Consider the following 18774-nt stretch of genomic DNA (forward strand, 5'->3'; position numbering starts at 1 on the left):
ACGAACAGGAGTAGCTGTGACCCCGCCGATTGACATTATCGCCGCCGGATTAGTGCGTGAACGCCAGCGCGCCGGGCTTTCGCTGACAGAAGTGGCACGCCGCGCCGGTGTCGCTAAATCTACCCTCTCTCAGTTGGAAGCAGGCAACGGCAATCCCAGCATCGAAACACTGTGGTCGTTATGTGTCGCGCTGAATATTCCGTTTGCCCGACTGATGGAGCCGGAAGTGAAGCGTTTGCAGGTGATCCGCAAAGGCGAAGGGATGGTGGTGTCTGCCGAACTGGCCGATTATCAGGCCGCATTGCTGGCCAGTTGCCCACCGGGCGGCCGCCGCGACCTTTATCTGATCACCAGCCAGCCAGGCGCACCGCGTGCCTCTAAACCCCATCCGCCGGGTTCGGTGGAACATGTGATTATCGCGCAGGGTCGCGCACTGGTCGGTCCCAGCGATGCGCCAGTGCTGCTCGGCCCCGGCGATTATATTTGTTATCCCGCAGATGAACCGCATCTGTTTGAAGCGCTGGAGCCAAACACCCTGGCCGTGCAGTTGTCGGAGCAAAATTAATGACTGACACGTAGCAGCGCGGTTTACCGCGCGGGTTTGCCGACATCATGCACAGAATCGCGCAATAAATTGCGCCGCTACGGTTACGTTCAGCCCTTAGCGGCGCGGTTTACCGCGCGAGGTTTCCGACATAATGCACAGCATTGCGCAATAAATTGCGCCGCTACGGAATCAGCCAATATTTCCCGTCAGTACAGGATTATTTTGCGGTATAAGGTGTGCCACCCACATGCACTTTATAGATGCGGAAATTCGGCACCGGCGGATTATCAAAATTCATCTCACCACCGACCCAGCTGTTAAGGTGATTGCTGACAAAATAGAGATCGCCGTGCGGTCCCCAACCAATGGTATCGGGCCAGGCAATCGCATCGCTGGTGACGAAAGGCGTGACCTTACCGGTTTTGCCATCCCGTTTCATCAGGCCGTTAAGCGTCAGCGCCGTCAGGTAAAGATTGCCCTGACGGTCTGCCGTGATGCCATCGGTATTGGACGGCAGCACCGTGTCCACTTTGATCGCCTTTTCGATTTGCGCTTCGCTGTTGCTGAAATTGCGCAGCACTGAAGTCGGTACTTTCAGCAGCCGATTGCCGGTAAGGTTAGTCCAGTAGAGCGTTTTCTTATCGCCAGACAGCGCGATACCGTCAGCACCGGTCAACATCGGATTGGCTTTGCCGTCTTTGTCCTTCAGTACCTTTTCGCCGTGGATGCTGAAGGTGAAACCGGGTTGATCGTTAACCCATTCCGGCGCAGATAACACCCGTTTTGCCTCCCCGGTCTTCATTTTATACACCAGCAAACCGCCTTTCAGCGGATGACACATGATGCCGGAATCGGTGATGTACACCACGCCTGCGTCGTTATCCACTGCGACGTCATTCAGGAACGAACAGGTAAAGTCGACTTGATCGTTAGTAAAGGTATAACGCGCCACTTCTTTATTTTTATTCAAATCCCAGGCGATCAGCTTTTCATCACCCGCTTTATTGGGTGCACCCGCAATATGCCCTTGATCGAGAATCCACATCACGTTGTTGCGATCAATTTCAAATCCCAGCACCGCTTTTAAACCCTGTGGATTATGTACGTCGTTCATCGCTTCGCTGGGAAAGGGTTGCAGCAGCCATTGCCCGTCCTTTTTCACCAGTTTCGACAAGGTTGCCGGGACTTCCGGGCCGCCCCAGCGGGCGGTGCTGACGTACAGGTTACCCTGTGCATCAACCTTCACGCCGTGCAGCATAGCCTTGGTGTCATTGTTTTTCCACGCGGCCGCCGCTGCCGGATCGCTCAGGTCATACGGCAGGCGATTCCATTCTGCGACCACATCCAGTTTAGGTTGCGTCGCCGCCAGTGCCGGTAAGCCAACGCCGGCTGCGGTCAACAGCAGGAGAGATGCAGACCATTTTTTTAGCGGATAGGAGGGAGATGCATAGAACATAGTTTTACCCCTGAAGGATGGTTTTATTGTGATTATTTGTCGAATTCTGACATGTCAGAATCTAGCATTCATTGGCAACAGGTAAAGGGGGTAACTGGCGATTTTGCATACGGCCTCACAAAATCGATTGCAGACATCAGCGTGGCTTATAGCGGCCATCAGTCGGGGTGATATGAGAGAATATACCCACTTCTGTTTGCTGGCGGCATTTGCTCACCTGGTCGGCTCGGTGAATTTAAAGAAACAAAAAATAATCTATCGATATGATAAAAAAGGAAATTAATGAAATTATAAAACTAACATGTTACTGATCATTTTCTGAATTTTTCCTGATCCTGCAAAATCCATGCTCAACCCGTCTCTCTGCGTGATAAGCATCACACTAACGCGTTAACCGCTGCCGTTTTTGTGATCAATTTAGCAAATGACTAACATGTAGCTAACTTTATGTCCGCCACCTGATAGATTTGTGACATGTCAGTTTTAACCCAGTGACATTCAGCGCGAAGTTAACGTCAGCGCAAAGCAAAGGGATTACCTCAACCTTGCTTTGTACCGCCACCCACCAGGGAGCAGACGTTCGCTTTTCGCGGCTTCTCACGCTGTCATTCAATCGTATAAGAATCAGGAAAGCAGCCATGAGCACTTTGACAGAGAATAAGGCGCGCGACCTCGTTAGCGACCTTGAACACAGTACCATCCGTAAAATCATCACCATGCTGGTCCCGTTGATGGTGGCGATGTATGTGGTGGCCTATATCGATCGACAAAACATCAGTTTCGCCAAGTTGCAGATGGTCAGCAGCCTCGGCTGGAGTGAATCGGCTTTTGGCTTAGGGTCGTCGTTATTTTTTATCGGCTACCTGATTTTTAGCGTTCCGGGCAACCTGATCCTGTCGAAGGTCGGGGCAAAACGCTGGTTTGCCTTAAGCCTTGCCGCCTGGGGCATCATCACTGTCGCCCTCGCCTTCACGCAAAGCCTGACCATGTTCTACAGCCTGCGTTTCGTGCTAGGTCTGGCGGAAGCCAGCTTCTACCCAGGTCTGATTTACTACTCAACGCAGTGGTTCCCGACTAAATATCGCCCACGCATCGTCGGTTTTCTGGTTACCGCCAGCATGTTCGCCAATATGATTGGCGCACCGCTGAACGGCGCGTTGCTGAGTATGCACGGCATTATGGGTTATGAGGGTTGGCAGTGGTTGTTCCTGATGACCGGTTTGCTGGCGATTTTGCTGATCATCCCGGTGATGGCCTGGTTCCCGATTAGCCCGACCCATGCCACCTTCCTGACACGCGAGCAGAAGCAGTGGCTGTCGCAGCGCCTGGAGGAAGAACGCCGCCAGGAGAGCGATAAGTCCGTCGATACCCTGTTTAAATCGCTGACCGATAAACGCGTGCTGTCGCTGGCGCTGGTGTACGGTTTTATCTGCTTCGGTGCCTATGGCATCAGCTACTGGATGCCCACCATCGTCAAATCCTTCGGCGTCTCTGATATGACCAACGGCTTCGTCAATATGATCCCCTGGGCGTTGGTGATGATCATGTTGCGTTGGCTGACGCACAAACCGGAACGCACCAATAACCCGTTCGTTAACGTCGCCCTGCCGATGTTCACTTCCGCCGCCTGTCTGATTGGTTCAGTGTGGTTCGCCAGCCAGCCGGTCATTAGTTTCGCCTTTATCTGCGGGGTGGTGCTGTCGGTGTTCGCTATCCAGCCCTGCTTCTGGAATCTGACCAAATTCCTTTCCGGTGCTTCAGCGGCGGCGGGAATCGCGATTATCAACTCGCTGGCTAACCTCGGCGGCTTCTTCGCCCAGAACACCATTCCACTGGTACGTGACCAAATGCAAAGCGCGACCGCACCGATGGTGTATCTGAGCATCGTCATGTTGGTCGGTGGGATCAGCACCGTGATGATCATCAAATGGCTGCAACGCCAGCGCGAACCCGCCACCGCCGCCCCCATGCCAGGTCACTAATCTGACATTTCAGATTAAAACAATAAATGTGAAGTAAATCACCATTATCAGAATAACCCGTTGCTGATACCGGTTGGTATCGGCAACATAAATTAAAACTAACATGTCAGTTTTTAAGAAGGTCGTCATGAAAAAGATTGTGGTTCTTGAACCGGGTTACGAGCATTACCGCGAAGAAGAAGCCATTCTCGCCGCCTTTCATCCTGAATTTGTGGTCGTCCCTGCCAATGCCTCCCAGGAAACGAAACGGGAGCAGCTGCGTGACGCCGATGCCGTGATGCTGCGTGAAGCGCGTCTTGATAGCAGCCTGATCGCCGCACTCGATAAATGTCAGGTGATTGTGCGCTACGGCGTGGGGGTCGATAACGTCGACCTCGTGGCCGCCAAAGCGAAAGGGATTTATGTCGCGAACGTACCGGATTACGGCTCCGAAGACGTGGCCGAACACGCGCTGGCGTTGTTGCTGGCCGCTACGCGCCGCATAACCTCGCGCGATCATCAGGTCCATCACGGCCAGTGGAATATTGGTCAGGCCGAGCCGATGTTTCGCATGAGCGGCAAAGTGCTGGGCATTGTTGGCTTTGGCCGCATCGCGCGCTGCCTCGCCGCCAAAGCGCGTGGCATCGGTTTTCGCTCCCTGCTGGTGTGCGATCCGCTGCTGGATGCGCAAGCCGCTGAAGATGCCGGTGTGGTGCGTGTCTCGCTGGAAACGCTGTGTCGCGAAGCCGATTTCATCTCCCTCCATGTCCCGTTGTCGGAGAAAACCCGCCATCTGATCGGTGCTGAACAGTTGGCGCTGATGAAACCCTCCAGTGTGCTGGTGAACACGTCGCGCGGCGGCCTGATCGATGAAACTGCCCTGTTCCACGCACTGCAAAACCGTCAGTTATTTGCTGCTGGCCTTGACGTGTTCGAACAGGAACCGATCCGCGCCGACCATCCGCTGCTGACGTTATCCAACGTGATCTGTACCGACCATACCGCCTGGTTCACCGAAGAGTCGGTGATTGAACTGCAACGCAAAGCCGCGCAGGAAGTGCTGCGTGTCTTTGAAGGCAACAAACCCCTGAATTGGGTGAATCGCTAATCACCCGCCCTGCCAAGAGGAAAACAAGATGTATAGCAAAGAGATTATTGACGGTTATCGCGCCATTTTTTCTACCGCATCGATTGCCGATGCCTGCGACCAGATTGTCGGTCAAACCATGTTTCTGCCGTTTGAGGTGAAAAACCGTATCAATGACAAGAAGATCGTCGGCCCGGCCGTCACGATTCTGGAAGATGTCACAGACGAAAAATTACCACCGCAACACGCACTGGATGCCATTGATGAGTCCGAAGCGGGTTCAGTGATTGTCATTGGCGGCAGCCCGGCGCTGGAGAACGTTGCCGTCTGGGGTGGACTGATGACCGCAGGTGCGGTCGCCAATAAACATGAAGGCGCGGTGCTGATGGGCGGTGTACGCGACCTTACTGAGATCCGCCGTGATTACGATTTCCCGGTTTACGCCAAAACCGTCACCCCTGGCACCACGTTGGGTCGTTTCAAAACCCTTGATGCGAATGTCGCGCTGAAGCTGGGTGAAGTGACCATTCACCCTGGTGACCTGATTGTTGGTGATGTTGATGGCGTGGTTTGTGTGCCGAAAGCCCACGTTGATGCGGTGCTGGAACTGTCCAAATCCATCGACCAGCGCGAGCTGGAGCAGGCTAAGCTGATTATCCAGTCAGGATCGCTGCGCGAAGGCCTGGCTAAATACGGCCGCATTTAACCGTGAGAAGCGGCCCGGTACCCTGCTGTGGCCGCCTGACAGGACAACATAATGAAAGATCTGGATATTCTCTCCTTCGGTGAACCACTGTACGAATTCAGTCAGTTACCGCAGGCACAACAACCGGTCAGCTATCTTAGCGGTTATGGCGGCGACACCTCGAACTTTGCCGTCAGCGCCGCTCGTCAGGGTGCCAGGGTGGCGATGTTTACACAGCTCGGCAACGATGTGTTTGGCGATCAATTTGTCGCGTTGTGGCAGCAGGAAAATGTCCGATGCGACTGGGTGCTGCGCCACGAAGAGGCGCCGACCGGTATCTATTTTATCAGTCACGACGCCAGCGGCCACCATTTCACCTTTTATCGCAAAGGCTCTGCGGCTTCACGTCTGCGTCCGAAGGACTTACCGGAAGCCGCGATTGCCGCGGCAAAACTGCTGCATACCTCCGCCATTACCCTGGCGATCAGTGACAACGCCTGCGACAGCGTCTTTGCCGCACTGGAACTGGCATGTAACCATCAAACGTTGACTTCTTTCGATACCAATCTGCGCCTGAAACTGTGGCCGCTGGCCCGCGCTCGTGCGGTGATCCATGAGGTTGCGCGTCTGGTGGATATTTGTATGCCAAGCCTTGATGAGGCGCGACTGTTGACCGGCTTACAGGATGCCGATGCCATTGCCGATTTTTATCTGCATCTTGGCGTGAAACACGTCGTATTGAAAATGGGCAGTGAAGGCGCGATGTATGCCAGCGCAGAGGAACGCGTGGTGGCGACCGGGCACCAGGTCGCCACTGTCGATGCAACCGGCGCGGGCGATTGCTTCTCGGGTGCCTTCCTGACTCGATTGCTGGCGGGCGATGCCGCGCGAAACGCCCTGCACTACGCTAACGCCGCCGCCGCGCTTACCACCACCGGCTATGGCGCAGTCGCGCCAATTCCCACCCGTGCGCAGGTTGAGGCCTTTTTGCACCAGGCGCGTTAAATCCTGTGCCAGCCCATTCTCACCACTTTCGACAGGGCTGGCACGGTCTCAAAGTCTTGCCGCCACCGGCACTGCGGCTTTCTTCGTCTTCACCTTTAACCCGAACAACATTGATGCGATACGCGATCGTTTGATGAGCAAATAGCACAGGGTACTGAAAGCGACGCCAATGAAGCAGTTGATCAGGACATAGATAATCGACAGATTGGCTGGCAACCAGACATCCATCAGCCAGGAGAAAGTGATCACCACCGGATAATGCAACAGATAAATAATCAGCGCGGAATCGACCACGCCGGTAAGTAACGGATTTTCCTTTACCGGCAGGCGTTCAAAGATAAATACCAGCCAGTAAGCAAGCTGGAACGAGAGAACGCTACCTGCCAGCACCGGCAGATATTTTAACGCGCTGGCAATATGATGATGAGCAACGACGTAAAATCCCAGCCAGGTAACCAGCGCCATTCCCGCAATCAACCACTTATTTATTATCCAGGAATTGACGTAAGTGGCTATTTTCTCGCGATTAACGTACAACGCATAGCCAGCCGCATAGTACACCAGAAAACGCGCAGTCACCGGCACCAACTCGATAAACTCCCCCTGCCCTTTAACCAGGAACTTAAGAAAGAAGCAGATGTTGGCAAGCGCAATCAGGGTCACCAGTAGCCACGGCAGTGATAATCGTTCGAGCTGTCTGGCAGCAAATTGATAAAATACCGGGGGGATGACTAATGACATCACTGACAGTGAAACCAGGAACCACAAGTGATGCATCATTGAATAACTGTGTAACCAGCCAGCTAACGTTAACGGCGTTCCTTTCATTTGCCAGGCAATAATATACATCAGCGGTGGCAGGAATAAATACGCGGTAATAAGCGGAGCCAGAACTCGCTTCAAGCGATTATCACGAAACATCTGCTGCCCTTTACGTAATACCACCAGGGCAGAAAACATCCCCGAAAGAAAGAAAAACACCTCCATCCTGAAAGTATGGAACATGCTGAGGAAAGCGGTAAATAACTCCGATGGATCACGCTGCGCAACATAATACCAGCCATTTTCACCCGGAAGACTTCTTGAAGCATGTAAGAGAACACCCTCAAGAATTAATCCCGCGCGCAGCAAATCCAGGCCGATGTTTCGGCCAGACAAAAACGACGGCGTATTCATGTTCACACCTCGAAGATGAATTATTTAAAGGACGTGATACTGATGAGATTGATGCTAACAGTTCGTATGGTTGTTTAGCGTTCGTTTACACATTTTAGGAAAATCGCTATTGCAAAATCTTGTCAACTCTAAAGAAAAATTAATCCTGATAAGATTAACCTGATAAAGCGAAGCGTAACTTGATGAATTAATGTGATATCATCGAGGTTAAGATAAAACTCACTAACTGGATGATTTATCTAATGTGACAAAAGCATTTCACTAAAAAGCAGGTATCCTTACAATAGGTTTGCATATGATTACAATGTAAAGAATATATAATCAGTTTTCGATCAAAATAAAATAATAAAAATAAATACCGCTAAACAAATAATTCAAAAAGGAAAGGGGAAATAATCGTATCACCATGATTTTAAATAAAATAATAAAAAATCACCAGGTTCAATTAACAATATCTTTAGAATTGCGCAAGGTTTAGGAATGCTCTTATGGTATTTATTATGCCTGAACGTGGCATATATACTCTTTTCATCAGAAGCTATTCACACTCCAAAGAAAAGGCAGATTAGCGATGAAAGCGATATTTTACTTCCTTAGCGCGTTATCTCTTGTCATCACAGCATTGAGTCCGTTTGTTTATGCAGCAAACAATACCGAAAATAAGTTTATTATTGAAGCCTATGGTGGTTCCAGCACTCAGGGTGCAATGGCGGTGCGGGAAAATGGCAAAGTACACCCCATTTTTATAAAAAATAATGAAATAGGCCTGATCAACCAATTTATCAAAGACAAATACGGCGATGGGATTCAGGTTGTGAATAAAGGCGCATCGTCATCCCAGGCGATGGATCTGTTGAACGGTAAATACTTTTATAAGAACAATAAAAGCTGGCGCGAGGAGATGAAAAAGTCTCCAGCCAGAATCATCCTGTTGAACTTTGCCACTAACGATGCCAGACATTTCCATTACCAGGATATTGAACCTGACTATCGCGTCAGCCCGGATCAATACATTAAGGTCATGGCGCAACTGGTGAATATTGCTCGTGCTGCCGGTAAGGAGGTGATTTTACAGGAACCCCACCCTATTTGCGGCGGTGCAGCCAGGTGGAATATCGGACCTTATGTCACACAACTGGATAAGCTGGCGCGCGCAGAATCCGTACCATTGTCGAGACAATACCAACGTATCCTGAACATGAATAACTGGCAGTCTTTGTTATCACCAGATTGTGTTCATCCTTCGGAGCAACTTTATCGCATCAAAGCGGAAGAGACGTTCTCGGTTTTGGTGGCGCATTATGGCGCGCAGCTAGCGGCGGCAGGCACACACCGGTAGCGGCGCAATTTATTGCGCGTATTTTTACCGCGCGATAAATCGCGTCGCTACGTAATCTGCCTGCACATAGCGCGATTTCCTCCATGTCCGTGTGGCAACATTTCTGGTATACATACTCCTCTAATCAGTGTGGAGCAGATAGCAGAACTATGGCGCAGGATCTTCTGAAAGATGTGGTGTACAAACGAATCAAGGACATGATCGTTAATGGTTCGCTGCCGATGGGCGGTAAGCTTTCAGAATCTGCCCTTGCTACTCGCTTAGCCGCCAGTAAAGCCCCGGTACGCGATGCCTTACGTCGTTTGCAAAGCGAAGGCCTGGTGCAGATTAAGCCCAAAAGCGGCACCTTTGTGTTTAGTCTTAATGACCTGGAATTTAAAGATTTGCTCGAATTTCGCTTCTATGTGGAATCGAAAGCGATGGAACTGGCCCTGAAAAAGAACCCGAAACAGCTGGTGCAGGAGATTTCGGCGATTCTTGATAACATGGAGTTCTGCATCAATAACGGCTCCAGCGTCGAATATATCCGCCTGGATAACCTGTTCCATCAGGCGTTGTTTACCTGGTGCCAGAATCCCTATCTTGAGCAAGCCTACACCCTGATCTCATCGCGCATGGCGACTATCCGTAATTATCTCGGCAGTAACGACGAACATATGCATCGTTCATGGGATCAGCACGTCACTATCGTTACCGCGCTGCGTAATAACGACTACGACAGCGCGTTGGTGGCATTGCAGGGACATATCCTGCCGGAATTCGGCGCTTACTGGGGTCTGCTGTAATCCTGCCTGTGCCGGGTCTGCTCCCGGCGTAACGGCAACGCGACAAACAATCTCCCTTGTCATCTCTGGGTTATTATTGTTATGTTATAACATAACAATATGTACTTCAGAGGTCATGCTATGTCGTTAATTCAGGATTCACGTCTCCCCGTCACAGTTCTTTCTGGCTTTCTCGGTGCCGGGAAGACCACGCTGCTTAACCATATTCTCAATAACCGCGCTGGCCGCCGGGTAGCGGTGATCGTCAATGATATGTCGGAAGTGAATATTGATGCCGCGCTGGTTCGCAATGGTGGTGCGGAGCTTTCCCGTACCGATGAAAAGCTGGTGGAGATGAGCAACGGTTGCATTTGCTGCACGTTGCGCGAGGATTTGCTGCTGGAAGTGCGCCGCCTGGCCGAGGCAGGCCGCTTTGATCAGTTGGTGATCGAATCCACCGGAATTTCCGAACCTCTGCCGGTCGCGGAAACCTTCACATTCGCGGATGAAGACGGTCAGAGCCTGTCACAATTCGCCCGACTGGATACCATGGTCACGGTGGTGGATGGTTTTAATTTCCTGCGTGATTACCGTTCAACCGACTCCCTGCAAGCGCGAGGCGAATCACTGGGCGAGGCCGATGCCCGCTCGGTGGTCGATTTGTTAGTCGATCAAATTGAGTTTTGCGATATGCTGGTGGTGAATAAAACCGATTTGATTAATCAGGACGATCAGCAAACGCTGTACGCCATGCTGCGTTCACTTAATCCACGCGCCCGGATTGTATTTTCACACTTTGGGCAGGTGCCGCTGGATGAGGTGCTGGAAACCGGGCGTTTTGATTTCGACGCTGCATCCCAGGCGCCCGGTTGGTTGCAGGAACTGCGCGGCGAACATCAACCAGAAACGGAGGAGTACGGCATCCGCAGTTTTGTCTATCGTGCACGTCGCCCGTTCCATCCACAGCGTTTCTGGCATGCGGTGAATCATCAACTGGAAGGGGTAATCCGTTCAAAAGGTTATTTCTGGCTGGCAAGCCGCCCGGAGTATGCGGCAATGTGGTCACAGGCTGGAGCCGTGGCGCGCCACGGCTATGCCGGTCACTGGTGGGCCAGTATCCCGCGTGAACGCTGGCCGCAGGATGAAGAATCGCTGGCGTTTATTGCCCGTCACTGGCAGGAAGGCATCGGTGATGCGCGTCAGGAACTGGTGTTTATCGGTATCGAGATGGATGAAGATCAGGTACGCAATGCGCTGGAGCACGCCCTGCTGACCCCCGCAGAGATGGCGGCTGGCCCGGCAAGTTGGGTGACATTGCCTGATCCTCTGCCGGAATGGTTCGAGCATGACGCCGTGGACGCGTAATCGCACAGAAAGCAACAAATGGCTACGCTTTTCCATCAAGGTCAGGAGTATGCTGAATTGCAGCATTTACCCTTACAGGAGAAGACGTTATGCCAGAAGTTGTTGTCTATGCCGCGGAAGGCCGCACCACTGAACAGAAAAAGAAACTGCTGAAAGCTATCACCACTGCCGTGTCTGATTCGTTTGAGATCGATGCCAATTCCGTGGTGGTGTCAATTGTCGAAACGCCGTTACATATGAAATCGAAGGGTGGCATTCCGTTTGACGAGCGTTAACGGATACCCCCTCTCCTGCCCATGATCCTGATGGGCAGGATTTCCCTTTCTTACCTTTATCCCGTCTGCAAATATCGCTACCCTAGGGCCGCTTAACTTGTACAACTTCGTAGCGGCGTGATTTATCGCGCAATTCTGTGCGTGGGGTGTGAAAACCCGCGCGATAAATCACGCCGCCACACGCACTTTTCTTTCTTCTGGAGTCTCAATGTCCCTGCCGTTGTTCCGCCGCCCCACTCTGAATGATGTTGACCGTTGCTTTGAAATTGAAATCACCGCCTATGAGGGTGATGAAGCCGCAACCCGCGAGAAGATCGCCACCCGCATCGCTGACTATCCGCAAGGCTTTTTACTGCTGGAAGTGGACGGCCAGGCCGTTGGTTTTATCAACTCAGGCTGTGCCTGGGAAGTGGTGATGTCCGACGAAGCCTTTAAGGAACTGGTGGGACACGATGCAGCCGCGCCTAATGTGGTGATTATGTCGGTGGTGGTTGACCCGCAATGGCAGGGCAAGGGTTATGCGGCGCAGCTGATGCATACCTTTATTGATGAGCAGCGAGCGCTGGGCAAGCAGAGTATTCACCTGATGTGCAAGACCCAACATATCGAGCTGTACCGCAAGTTTGGTTTCGCTTATATCAAACCGTCGGAATCTGACCACGGCGGCATGGCGTGGCATGAGATGATTAAAACGCTGTAACGGTTGTACTGGCAAAGATGCGTAGCGGCGCAATTCCGCTTCGCAGCCAGCGAATTTTCAGTATCATAGCCCGATCTGTCGTTTTCTGGATTGAGTATGACCCATCAACACAGTTCCCTGTTTGCACAGCTTGCCGCCATTCTGGCGGAGGAAAGCCGCACGCCGCTGTATAAACGCTTTGCCGCTGCCATTAAAGACGCCGTGCGCGCAGGCCAGCTGGTCCATGAAGAGATCCTGCCGGGAGAACGCGAATTCAGCCAGTCGCTGGGAATTTCGCGCATTACCGTGCGTAAGGCGATGGATGAACTGGAAAAAGAGGGCGTGGTGTTTCGTTCGCGTGGCTACGGTACGCAAATCTGTAGCCAGTTTGAATATTCGCTGAAAGAACCCAAAGGTTTGTCGCAGCAGGCGGTATTACGCGGCAAAAAGCCCGATACGGTATGGATCAACAAAAGCAAAATCCGTTGCAACGCGGAGATTGCGGAGAAACTGGGGCTGAGCAACGGCAGCGATGTCTGGCAGTTGAAACGCATTCGCTATGTGGATCAACAGGCGGTGTCGGTTGAAGAGTCGTGGGTTTCAACCCAGCTGATTGCCGATGCTGACGATATCGGTATATCGCTGTACGACTATTTTCGTGAGCGACAAATCCTGCCGGTGAAGTCACAAAGCCGTGTCAGCGCACGTATGCCGGATGAGGCACTGCAACAGCAAATTGCCCTGCCCGCCAATGTGCCGGTGTTGGTGATTAAGCAACTGGCACTCGACGCACAGGGCAATCCGCTGGAGTACAGCATCAGCTACTGTCGCAGCGATATGTACGTGTTTATTGCCGAGTAAGACGCTGCTGCCAGTAAGCGGTCAGCGTTGCGCGATCCGGCGCGCAGTCCCCACCGCGCTGTGAGACAACATAGGACGCCACCGCATTGCCCAGCGCCACGCTGTCGGCCAGCGACCAACCGGACGCCAGACCAGCCAGCAGTCCACCCGCATGGCTGTCGCCGGCACCAATGGTATCCACCACCGTGGTCGCCAGCGCAGGCACCCAACCCTGGGTTGCCGCATCGCTGTATCCTGCCCCATCGCTGTCGAGCCGCACCACCATTGCGCTGCCAAAACGTTGCTGCCAGCGCGCCAGCAGCGCATGCGCATCAAAGAGTTCGGATGCACCAAGGCGCTCCCGCCACAGCAACTCCGCCTCTTGTCTGTTCACTGTAATCAGTGGATTGAGCGCCATGATACGTGCGAATTGTGCATCCGCGATATCCGCCAGGCGAGGTCCAAAATCCACCAGCAGCTGCCAGGGTTGTGGCTGCCGTTCCAGCCAGCTAATCAACACCTCGCCACTTTTACTGGTGAGTTGATAACCGGAGAGATAAATCCAGCGATGCGCCGGTTGCGGTAGCGTATCAAGCAACGCCGCGTCCCACTGATTTTCCACGCCGCTGACCGAAAGAAAGGTACGTTCACCATCCGGCTCCACCAGCGCCAGGCACCAACCGTTATCACCGGATGCCGTTTCCAGCACGCTTTCGATGCCATATTCCACCAGTTTCTGGCGCACAATCCCGGCCCAGACGCCGTTACCCAGCGGCAAAGCATTGATCGACGGTACACCAAGTCGATGCAGCGCAATCGCCACATTCAGGGCGCAACCGCCGACATTGACGCCCTGCTGATGCAGTTCGATATCACTGCCGCGATGCGGCAGTGAGTAAGCATCGGCAATCACATCCACCACCGCCGCACCCACCACGCAAACCGGCAGGCGACCAGCCAGTCGTGTCAGATCATCTGGCGTCAGCATAGGCGGCCTCACGCTGCTGACGGAAACGACTGAACGCACTGCTGTAGCGGGTGAAATCCAGATTATTGGCAGCATCCAGTTCAGCTTTTAATGCCGGATCGATGCCGTCAATTCCCTGCAATGCACCGCAAATCGCCACCGCCATTGCACCGATGGTATCGGTGTCGCCACCGAGGTTGGCACAGAGAATGGCGCAACGGTTAGGATCGCAGGCAGCCAGTTCCACCATCGCAATCGCGGCGGGCACTGATTCAATGGTGCTGGTCCCCGTCCCGACCAGATTATAAATCTGTTGCAGGGTCGATTCTGTCCCCCTGCCCTGCGCCACAACCTGCAACGCCAGTTCCACGCGCGCCGCCATCGAAGCACTGAAGGTGGTGACACGTTTTTCCTGCGCTGCTCGGGCAATCGACGGCAACTCATCGCGGATAGTTGCCCAGTTTGCCCCATCAATGGCACGCGAAACCGCCCAGGCGATAACCGTGGCCCCGGCAATCGCCACATCGGATTTATGCGTCGGGCTGGACGCCAGCGCCACGGCATCAATAAAGCCCGCCAGATCGCGCGCCGGTAGCAGGCAGCCCAGCGGCGATACACGCATCGCCGCGCCGTTGGTCATGCCGTTATTTTCCAGTTGCGCGACAGGTGTTCCGGCTTTCAACGCGTTGAGGGCAATTTTCGAGGTTGGCCCGAGCACGTTTTTGTTGAAGGCATCAAACGCTTCTGCCCAGCGCAAAATATTGGCCCCAATGGTTTCGGCATTGATGTCGCCATCATGGGTGATGATAGCGTCGGCCAGTGCCAGCGCCATCGAGGTGTCGTCGGTAAAGGCCGCCCGGCCAAAATAGCAGGCGGCATTGTTTTCGGCCGGGCCGGGCAGAAAGCGATCGATCCAGCCAAAATGCTGTTTCACGCGGCTGCGCGGCCAGAGTTCCGACGGCATACCCATCGCGTCGCCCAGTGCCTGGCCATAGAAGGCGCCCAAAATCCGTTTTTCCTGGAGTGTCATTGTCATCGCTACTTCTCTTATTTATGGCTTTCAGCGGGTGCTGAAGTATCAAAAGCGGTTAATTCATCACTGCGTTTTTTGCCGTCACGGAACAACACGATAAAGGCGAGGGTGATAATCACAATCATCACGCTACCGAACATCCACATCCCGGCCCAGTTGAAGGTCTGACCGTTGATCGGCTTATCGTAAGCAAACATCTCCTGCATCAGATAGCCGCCAAGACGGTAGCCCAGCAGGCTGCCGATACCCTGACAGGCAAGCGTAATCAGGCCCTGCGCCGCGTTACGCATCGCTACCGGCGCTTTCTTATCCACGTAAATGTAGGCGGTGATGAAGTAGAAGTCATAGCTGACGCCATGCAGCAGGATACCCATAAACAGCAGGCCGAAGGTTAGCAGGTTCTGATCGCCGCCGAACACGAAGAAGACATAGCGCAGCGCGGCAGTCACCAGTCCCAACAGCAGCACTTTGCCGATGCCGAAACGTTTGATAAAGAACGGCAGCGCCAGCAGGAAAAAGATTTCCGATACCTGGCCGAGGGTCATCCAGCCGGTGGCATGCGGCAGACCCACTTCGGTCAGATAACCTTCAGCAAAGATGTAGTAGAAGGCCAGCGGCATGCTGAACAGGAACGAGCAGACAAAGAACACGAGGAAGCTACGATCTTTCAACAGATGCAACGCATCCAGACCGAGTGCCACGCGCAGGCTGAATTTGCCGGTGCTTTTCGGTTCTGTGGCCGGCAACATCAGGGCAAAGATACCCAGCAGCAGCGAACTGGCAGCGGTGATCAGCAACGGAACATTACTCGCCGAGATATCGCCAAAACCAAGCAGCGGCGGCAGGAAGCCGCAGGCAATGCCGGAAGCGATCCAGCCGATGGTCCCCATCACGCGCACGCGTGGATAATCGCGTTCAACATCACCAACGTGGGAGAAGGCAATGCTGTTGGTCAGCGCAATGGTCGGCATATAGGTCAGCGCATATAACAGCAGCAGCGGGAAGAAGCTGCCGAAGTGCGTCTGTTGCGCGGCGAAGAACATCAGAATCGCGCCAACAATCATCAGCAGCGACAAGACTTTCTGTGCCTGGAAGAAGCGGTCTGCCAGCGAGCCAACCAGAATCGGTGACAGGATGGCGGCGATGGAGGTGCAGGCATAGCACCAGGCAATCTCCATCGGGGTGAAGCCATTTTTACTCAGAAAGGCCCAGAGCGGCACGAACCATGCCCCCCAGATAAACCATTCAAGGAACATCATGAACGACAGTTTTGGCATTGTATTTTTCATCGAACTTACTCCCCGGTGTTGGTAGAACCAATCTAACACCACTAACAATACCTTTGTAATACCTTTAGCTGATAGTTTGACCTCATCCACATAATTTTAACCGATGGTTAACAGGGTTGGAGATGATAAAACGCGCGATAAATCGCGCCGCTACAGGTAAGCATTGGCCCGTGGCGGTGCGATTTATCGCGCGAATTTTTATAGCAGGCAGCGTGTGAACCAGTATCACACGCTGAAAAGGAAGGAATTAACGGTTAACCAGTTTGGCCGGTAAAGCGATCACCAGCAGGCAGCTCAACAGCAGACAGACCGCAAAGAACCACAGCGCGCCATTGCCGCTGCCAGTAAGATCCAGTGCGATCCCCATCACCGAGTTACTCACCAGTCCGGCGATATTGGCGATGGAGCAGGCCAGCGCAAACCCGGCCGCTGCCGCCGTGCCTTTCAGGAAGGTCGCAGGCAGGCTGAAGAACACCGGCACCGCGCCAATGATCATCGCCTGGGCAATCGAGAATAACAGCACCGTCATCATCACGTTATGGGAGAAAAAGGTGCTGGCTCCCATCGCCGCTGCGCCAATGATAAATGGTACAATGATATGCCAGCGGCGTTCACGCGTCCGGTCCGAGCTGCTGCCAATGGCCAGCATACCGATCAACGCCGCCAGGCTGGGAATGGCCGTCAGGTAACCGATGGTGCTGATATCGGTGGTGCCAGCGTTTTTAATAAAGGTCGGCATCCAGAAGCCCATCGCATAGGCACTGAGCAGAATGGAGAAGTCGATCCCGCCGAGCATCACCACACGGATATTCAGCAGACCATCACGCAGGCGATGCTTCACCCCTTTCGCCTCGCCTTCATCTCTGTCAAGGTCGTTTTGCACCGCCTGCTTTTCTTCCGCACTCAGCCAGTTTGCACTTTCCACGCTGTTCGGCAGCAACCAGAAAGTCATCACCCCCAGCAGCACGCTCGGGATACCCTCCAGCAGGAACAGCCATTGCCAGCCGCGCATCCCGTACACCTCATGGAAATGGCCCATGATCCAACCGGAAAGCGGTCCGCCAATCAGACTGGAGAGCGGCAGACCAATCATAAACAGCGCGATGATGCGGCTGCGACGCCAGGAGGGGAACCATTTAGTGAGATAGAACAACACGCCCGGCAGAAACCCGGCTTCCGCCGCGCCCAGTAAAAAACGAATGATGTAGAACTGCATCGGCGTTTGCACCAGTAAGGTTGCAGTGGAGAGCAAACCCCAGGTAATCATGATGCGCGCGATCCAGATTTTTGCCCCGACGCGTTGCAGAATCAGGTTGCTTGGAACTTCAAACAGAATGTAGCCAACAAAAAACAGCCCGGCACCGAGACCAAACGCCGTCTCGCTCAGCGACAGGTCGCTGGCCATTTGCAGCTTCGCCAGACCGATGTTGATACGGTCCAGATACGCCGCCAGATAACATAAACAGAGAAAAGGAATCAGTTTCCAGGTGATTTTGCGGTAAATCGCGGCAGTGTCCTCGGCTGCCAGCACAGCAGGACGGGTTGTAGCAACAGTCATGATTTTCTCCGGGCGCAATAAACCCTGATGGGCGTGTTGTTATGCGTTTCACTGACCGTGAAACCTGTTGTGTCTGCGCACTCCGTGCAGGTGAATAAGCGCCCTTAACGGGCGCTGAACTGTCCGAGATACTCCAGCGTGGTGGCTTTGGACACCACATCGCCGTACTTACTGTCGATATCAAACAGGTTGGCTTCATGCGGCGCTGCGTGGCGATCGCCCACGCATTCACGTACCACCATCGCGCGAAAGCCGTATTGCAACGCGTCCACGGCGCTGGCGCGCACGCAGCCGCTGGTGGAACACCCGGCGATGATCAGGGTGTCGATACCTTCCGTCACCAGCAGCGATGCCAGTGCGGTGCCAAAAAACGCGCTGGCATATTGCTTGGTGATCACCACCTCATCCGCGAGTGGCAGCACGCCAGGGCAGAACGCCGCCAGCGGATTGCCCTCCACCATGTCGCGCATCACCGGCGCTTTCTGTACCCAGATGCCACCATCACGTTGATGCTGCGGGTGGTAACGGATTTGGGTATGGATCACCGGGATGGCGCAGTGGCGTGCGGTTGCCAGCAAGGCTTCCGCTTCCTGGACCGCATCCACCACCCCCGGCGCAAACAGCGGTGCGCCCGGCGTGGTGTAGCCTTGCAGAAAATCGATCATCAGCAGAGCCGGTCGTTTGCCAAAACCGATGCGGTTGCCCCAGACACCGGCATAGTTGTCACTGGCGCTTTGTGTCATCAGTT

The 18774-nt window shown here is 53.6% G+C and carries 18 protein-coding genes; 11 read left to right on the forward strand and 7 right to left on the reverse strand.

Going from position 1 to position 18774, the window contains the following annotated elements; genetic code table 11:
* Positions 1-16 precede the first annotated feature (16 nt).
* Positions 17-565 (forward strand): helix-turn-helix domain-containing protein, encoded by a 549-nt coding sequence (locus tag CTZ24_RS20385; RefSeq protein ID WP_013511189.1) that lies wholly within the window; start codon positions 17-19, stop codon positions 563-565.
* A gap of 199 nt (positions 566-764) precedes the next feature.
* Here CTZ24_RS20385 and CTZ24_RS20390 read toward each other — a convergent pair whose 3' ends face one another.
* The gene (locus CTZ24_RS20390; protein WP_208726022.1) at positions 765-2003 is read right to left on the reverse strand and encodes an L-dopachrome tautomerase-related protein; all 1239 of its coding nucleotides are present in this window, start codon (positions 2001-2003) and stop codon (positions 765-767) included.
* 638 nt (positions 2004-2641) lie between these two features.
* Between CTZ24_RS20390 and CTZ24_RS20395 the strand changes: the two genes are divergently transcribed.
* From CTZ24_RS20395 to CTZ24_RS20410, 4 genes are all read left to right on the forward strand, one after another.
* Complete coding sequence (locus tag CTZ24_RS20395) at positions 2642-3985, forward strand: MFS transporter (RefSeq protein WP_208726023.1); 1344 nt, start codon at positions 2642-2644, stop codon at positions 3983-3985.
* A 127-nt stretch (positions 3986-4112) separates the two neighbouring features.
* Positions 4113-5072: a C-terminal binding protein gene (locus tag CTZ24_RS20400; RefSeq protein WP_208726024.1), complete on the forward strand. Its 960-nt coding sequence runs from the start codon at positions 4113-4115 to the stop codon at positions 5070-5072.
* 28 nt (positions 5073-5100) lie between these two features.
* Positions 5101-5757 carry an RraA family protein gene (locus CTZ24_RS20405; RefSeq protein WP_208726025.1) on the forward strand — a complete coding sequence of 219 codons (657 nt, stop codon included), beginning with the start codon at positions 5101-5103 and terminating at the stop codon, positions 5755-5757.
* Between the two features lie 51 nt (positions 5758-5808).
* Positions 5809-6741: a sugar kinase gene (locus CTZ24_RS20410; RefSeq protein ID WP_208726026.1), complete on the forward strand. Its 933-nt coding sequence runs from the start codon at positions 5809-5811 to the stop codon at positions 6739-6741.
* A gap of 48 nt (positions 6742-6789) precedes the next feature.
* Here CTZ24_RS20410 and CTZ24_RS20415 read toward each other — a convergent pair whose 3' ends face one another.
* Positions 6790-7917: an acyltransferase family protein gene (locus CTZ24_RS20415; protein WP_208726027.1), complete on the reverse strand. Its 1128-nt coding sequence runs from the start codon at positions 7915-7917 to the stop codon at positions 6790-6792.
* A 571-nt stretch (positions 7918-8488) separates the two neighbouring features.
* Here CTZ24_RS20415 and CTZ24_RS20420 point away from each other — a divergent pair.
* From CTZ24_RS20420 to CTZ24_RS20445, 6 genes are all read left to right on the forward strand, one after another.
* A complete protein-coding gene (locus CTZ24_RS20420; RefSeq protein WP_208726028.1) occupies positions 8489-9256 on the forward strand; it encodes an SGNH/GDSL hydrolase family protein in 768 nt (255 codons plus the stop codon).
* Positions 9257-9405: 149 nt separating this feature from the next.
* A complete protein-coding gene (locus CTZ24_RS20425) occupies positions 9406-10041 on the forward strand; it encodes a GntR family transcriptional regulator (RefSeq protein WP_208726029.1) in 636 nt (211 codons plus the stop codon).
* Positions 10042-10161: 120 nt separating this feature from the next.
* Complete coding sequence (gene zigA, locus CTZ24_RS20430) at positions 10162-11385, forward strand: zinc metallochaperone GTPase ZigA (protein WP_208726030.1); 1224 nt, start codon at positions 10162-10164, stop codon at positions 11383-11385.
* A gap of 89 nt (positions 11386-11474) precedes the next feature.
* Entirely contained in the window at positions 11475-11660 is a 186-nt protein-coding gene (locus CTZ24_RS20435; RefSeq protein WP_208726031.1) for a tautomerase family protein, read from the forward strand.
* Between the two features lie 208 nt (positions 11661-11868).
* Complete coding sequence (locus CTZ24_RS20440; RefSeq protein ID WP_208726032.1) at positions 11869-12360, forward strand: GNAT family N-acetyltransferase; 492 nt, start codon at positions 11869-11871, stop codon at positions 12358-12360.
* A 96-nt stretch (positions 12361-12456) separates the two neighbouring features.
* Positions 12457-13200 (forward strand): GntR family transcriptional regulator, encoded by a 744-nt coding sequence (locus CTZ24_RS20445; protein WP_208726033.1) that lies wholly within the window; start codon positions 12457-12459, stop codon positions 13198-13200.
* On the opposite strand, the gene CTZ24_RS20450 is transcribed toward CTZ24_RS20445, so the two are convergent.
* From CTZ24_RS20450 to CTZ24_RS20470, 5 genes are all read right to left on the reverse strand, one after another.
* A complete protein-coding gene (locus tag CTZ24_RS20450) occupies positions 13187-14167 on the reverse strand; it encodes a PfkB family carbohydrate kinase (protein ID WP_208726034.1) in 981 nt (326 codons plus the stop codon). The genes CTZ24_RS20445 and CTZ24_RS20450 overlap by 14 nt on opposite strands.
* On the reverse strand, positions 14151-15176 hold the full coding sequence (locus CTZ24_RS20455; protein WP_208726562.1) for an ADP-ribosylglycohydrolase family protein: 1026 nt from the start codon (positions 15174-15176) through the stop codon (positions 14151-14153). Before CTZ24_RS20455 ends, CTZ24_RS20450 begins: the two co-directional genes overlap by 17 nt.
* A gap of 17 nt (positions 15177-15193) precedes the next feature.
* Entirely contained in the window at positions 15194-16468 is a 1275-nt protein-coding gene (locus CTZ24_RS20460; protein WP_208726035.1) for a nucleoside permease, read from the reverse strand.
* 247 nt (positions 16469-16715) lie between these two features.
* Complete coding sequence (locus CTZ24_RS20465) at positions 16716-18026, reverse strand: MFS transporter (RefSeq protein WP_208726036.1); 1311 nt, start codon at positions 18024-18026, stop codon at positions 16716-16718.
* Between the two features lie 104 nt (positions 18027-18130).
* On the reverse strand, positions 18131-18769 hold the full coding sequence (locus tag CTZ24_RS20470; protein WP_208726037.1) for an N-carbamoylsarcosine amidohydrolase: 639 nt from the start codon (positions 18767-18769) through the stop codon (positions 18131-18133).
* Between the last annotated feature and the right edge of the window lie 5 nt (positions 18770-18774).

Origin of the sequence: Pantoea phytobeneficialis, from assembly GCF_009728735.1 — a bacterium.
Lineage (GTDB): Bacteria > Pseudomonadota > Gammaproteobacteria > Enterobacterales > Enterobacteriaceae > Pantoea > Pantoea phytobeneficialis.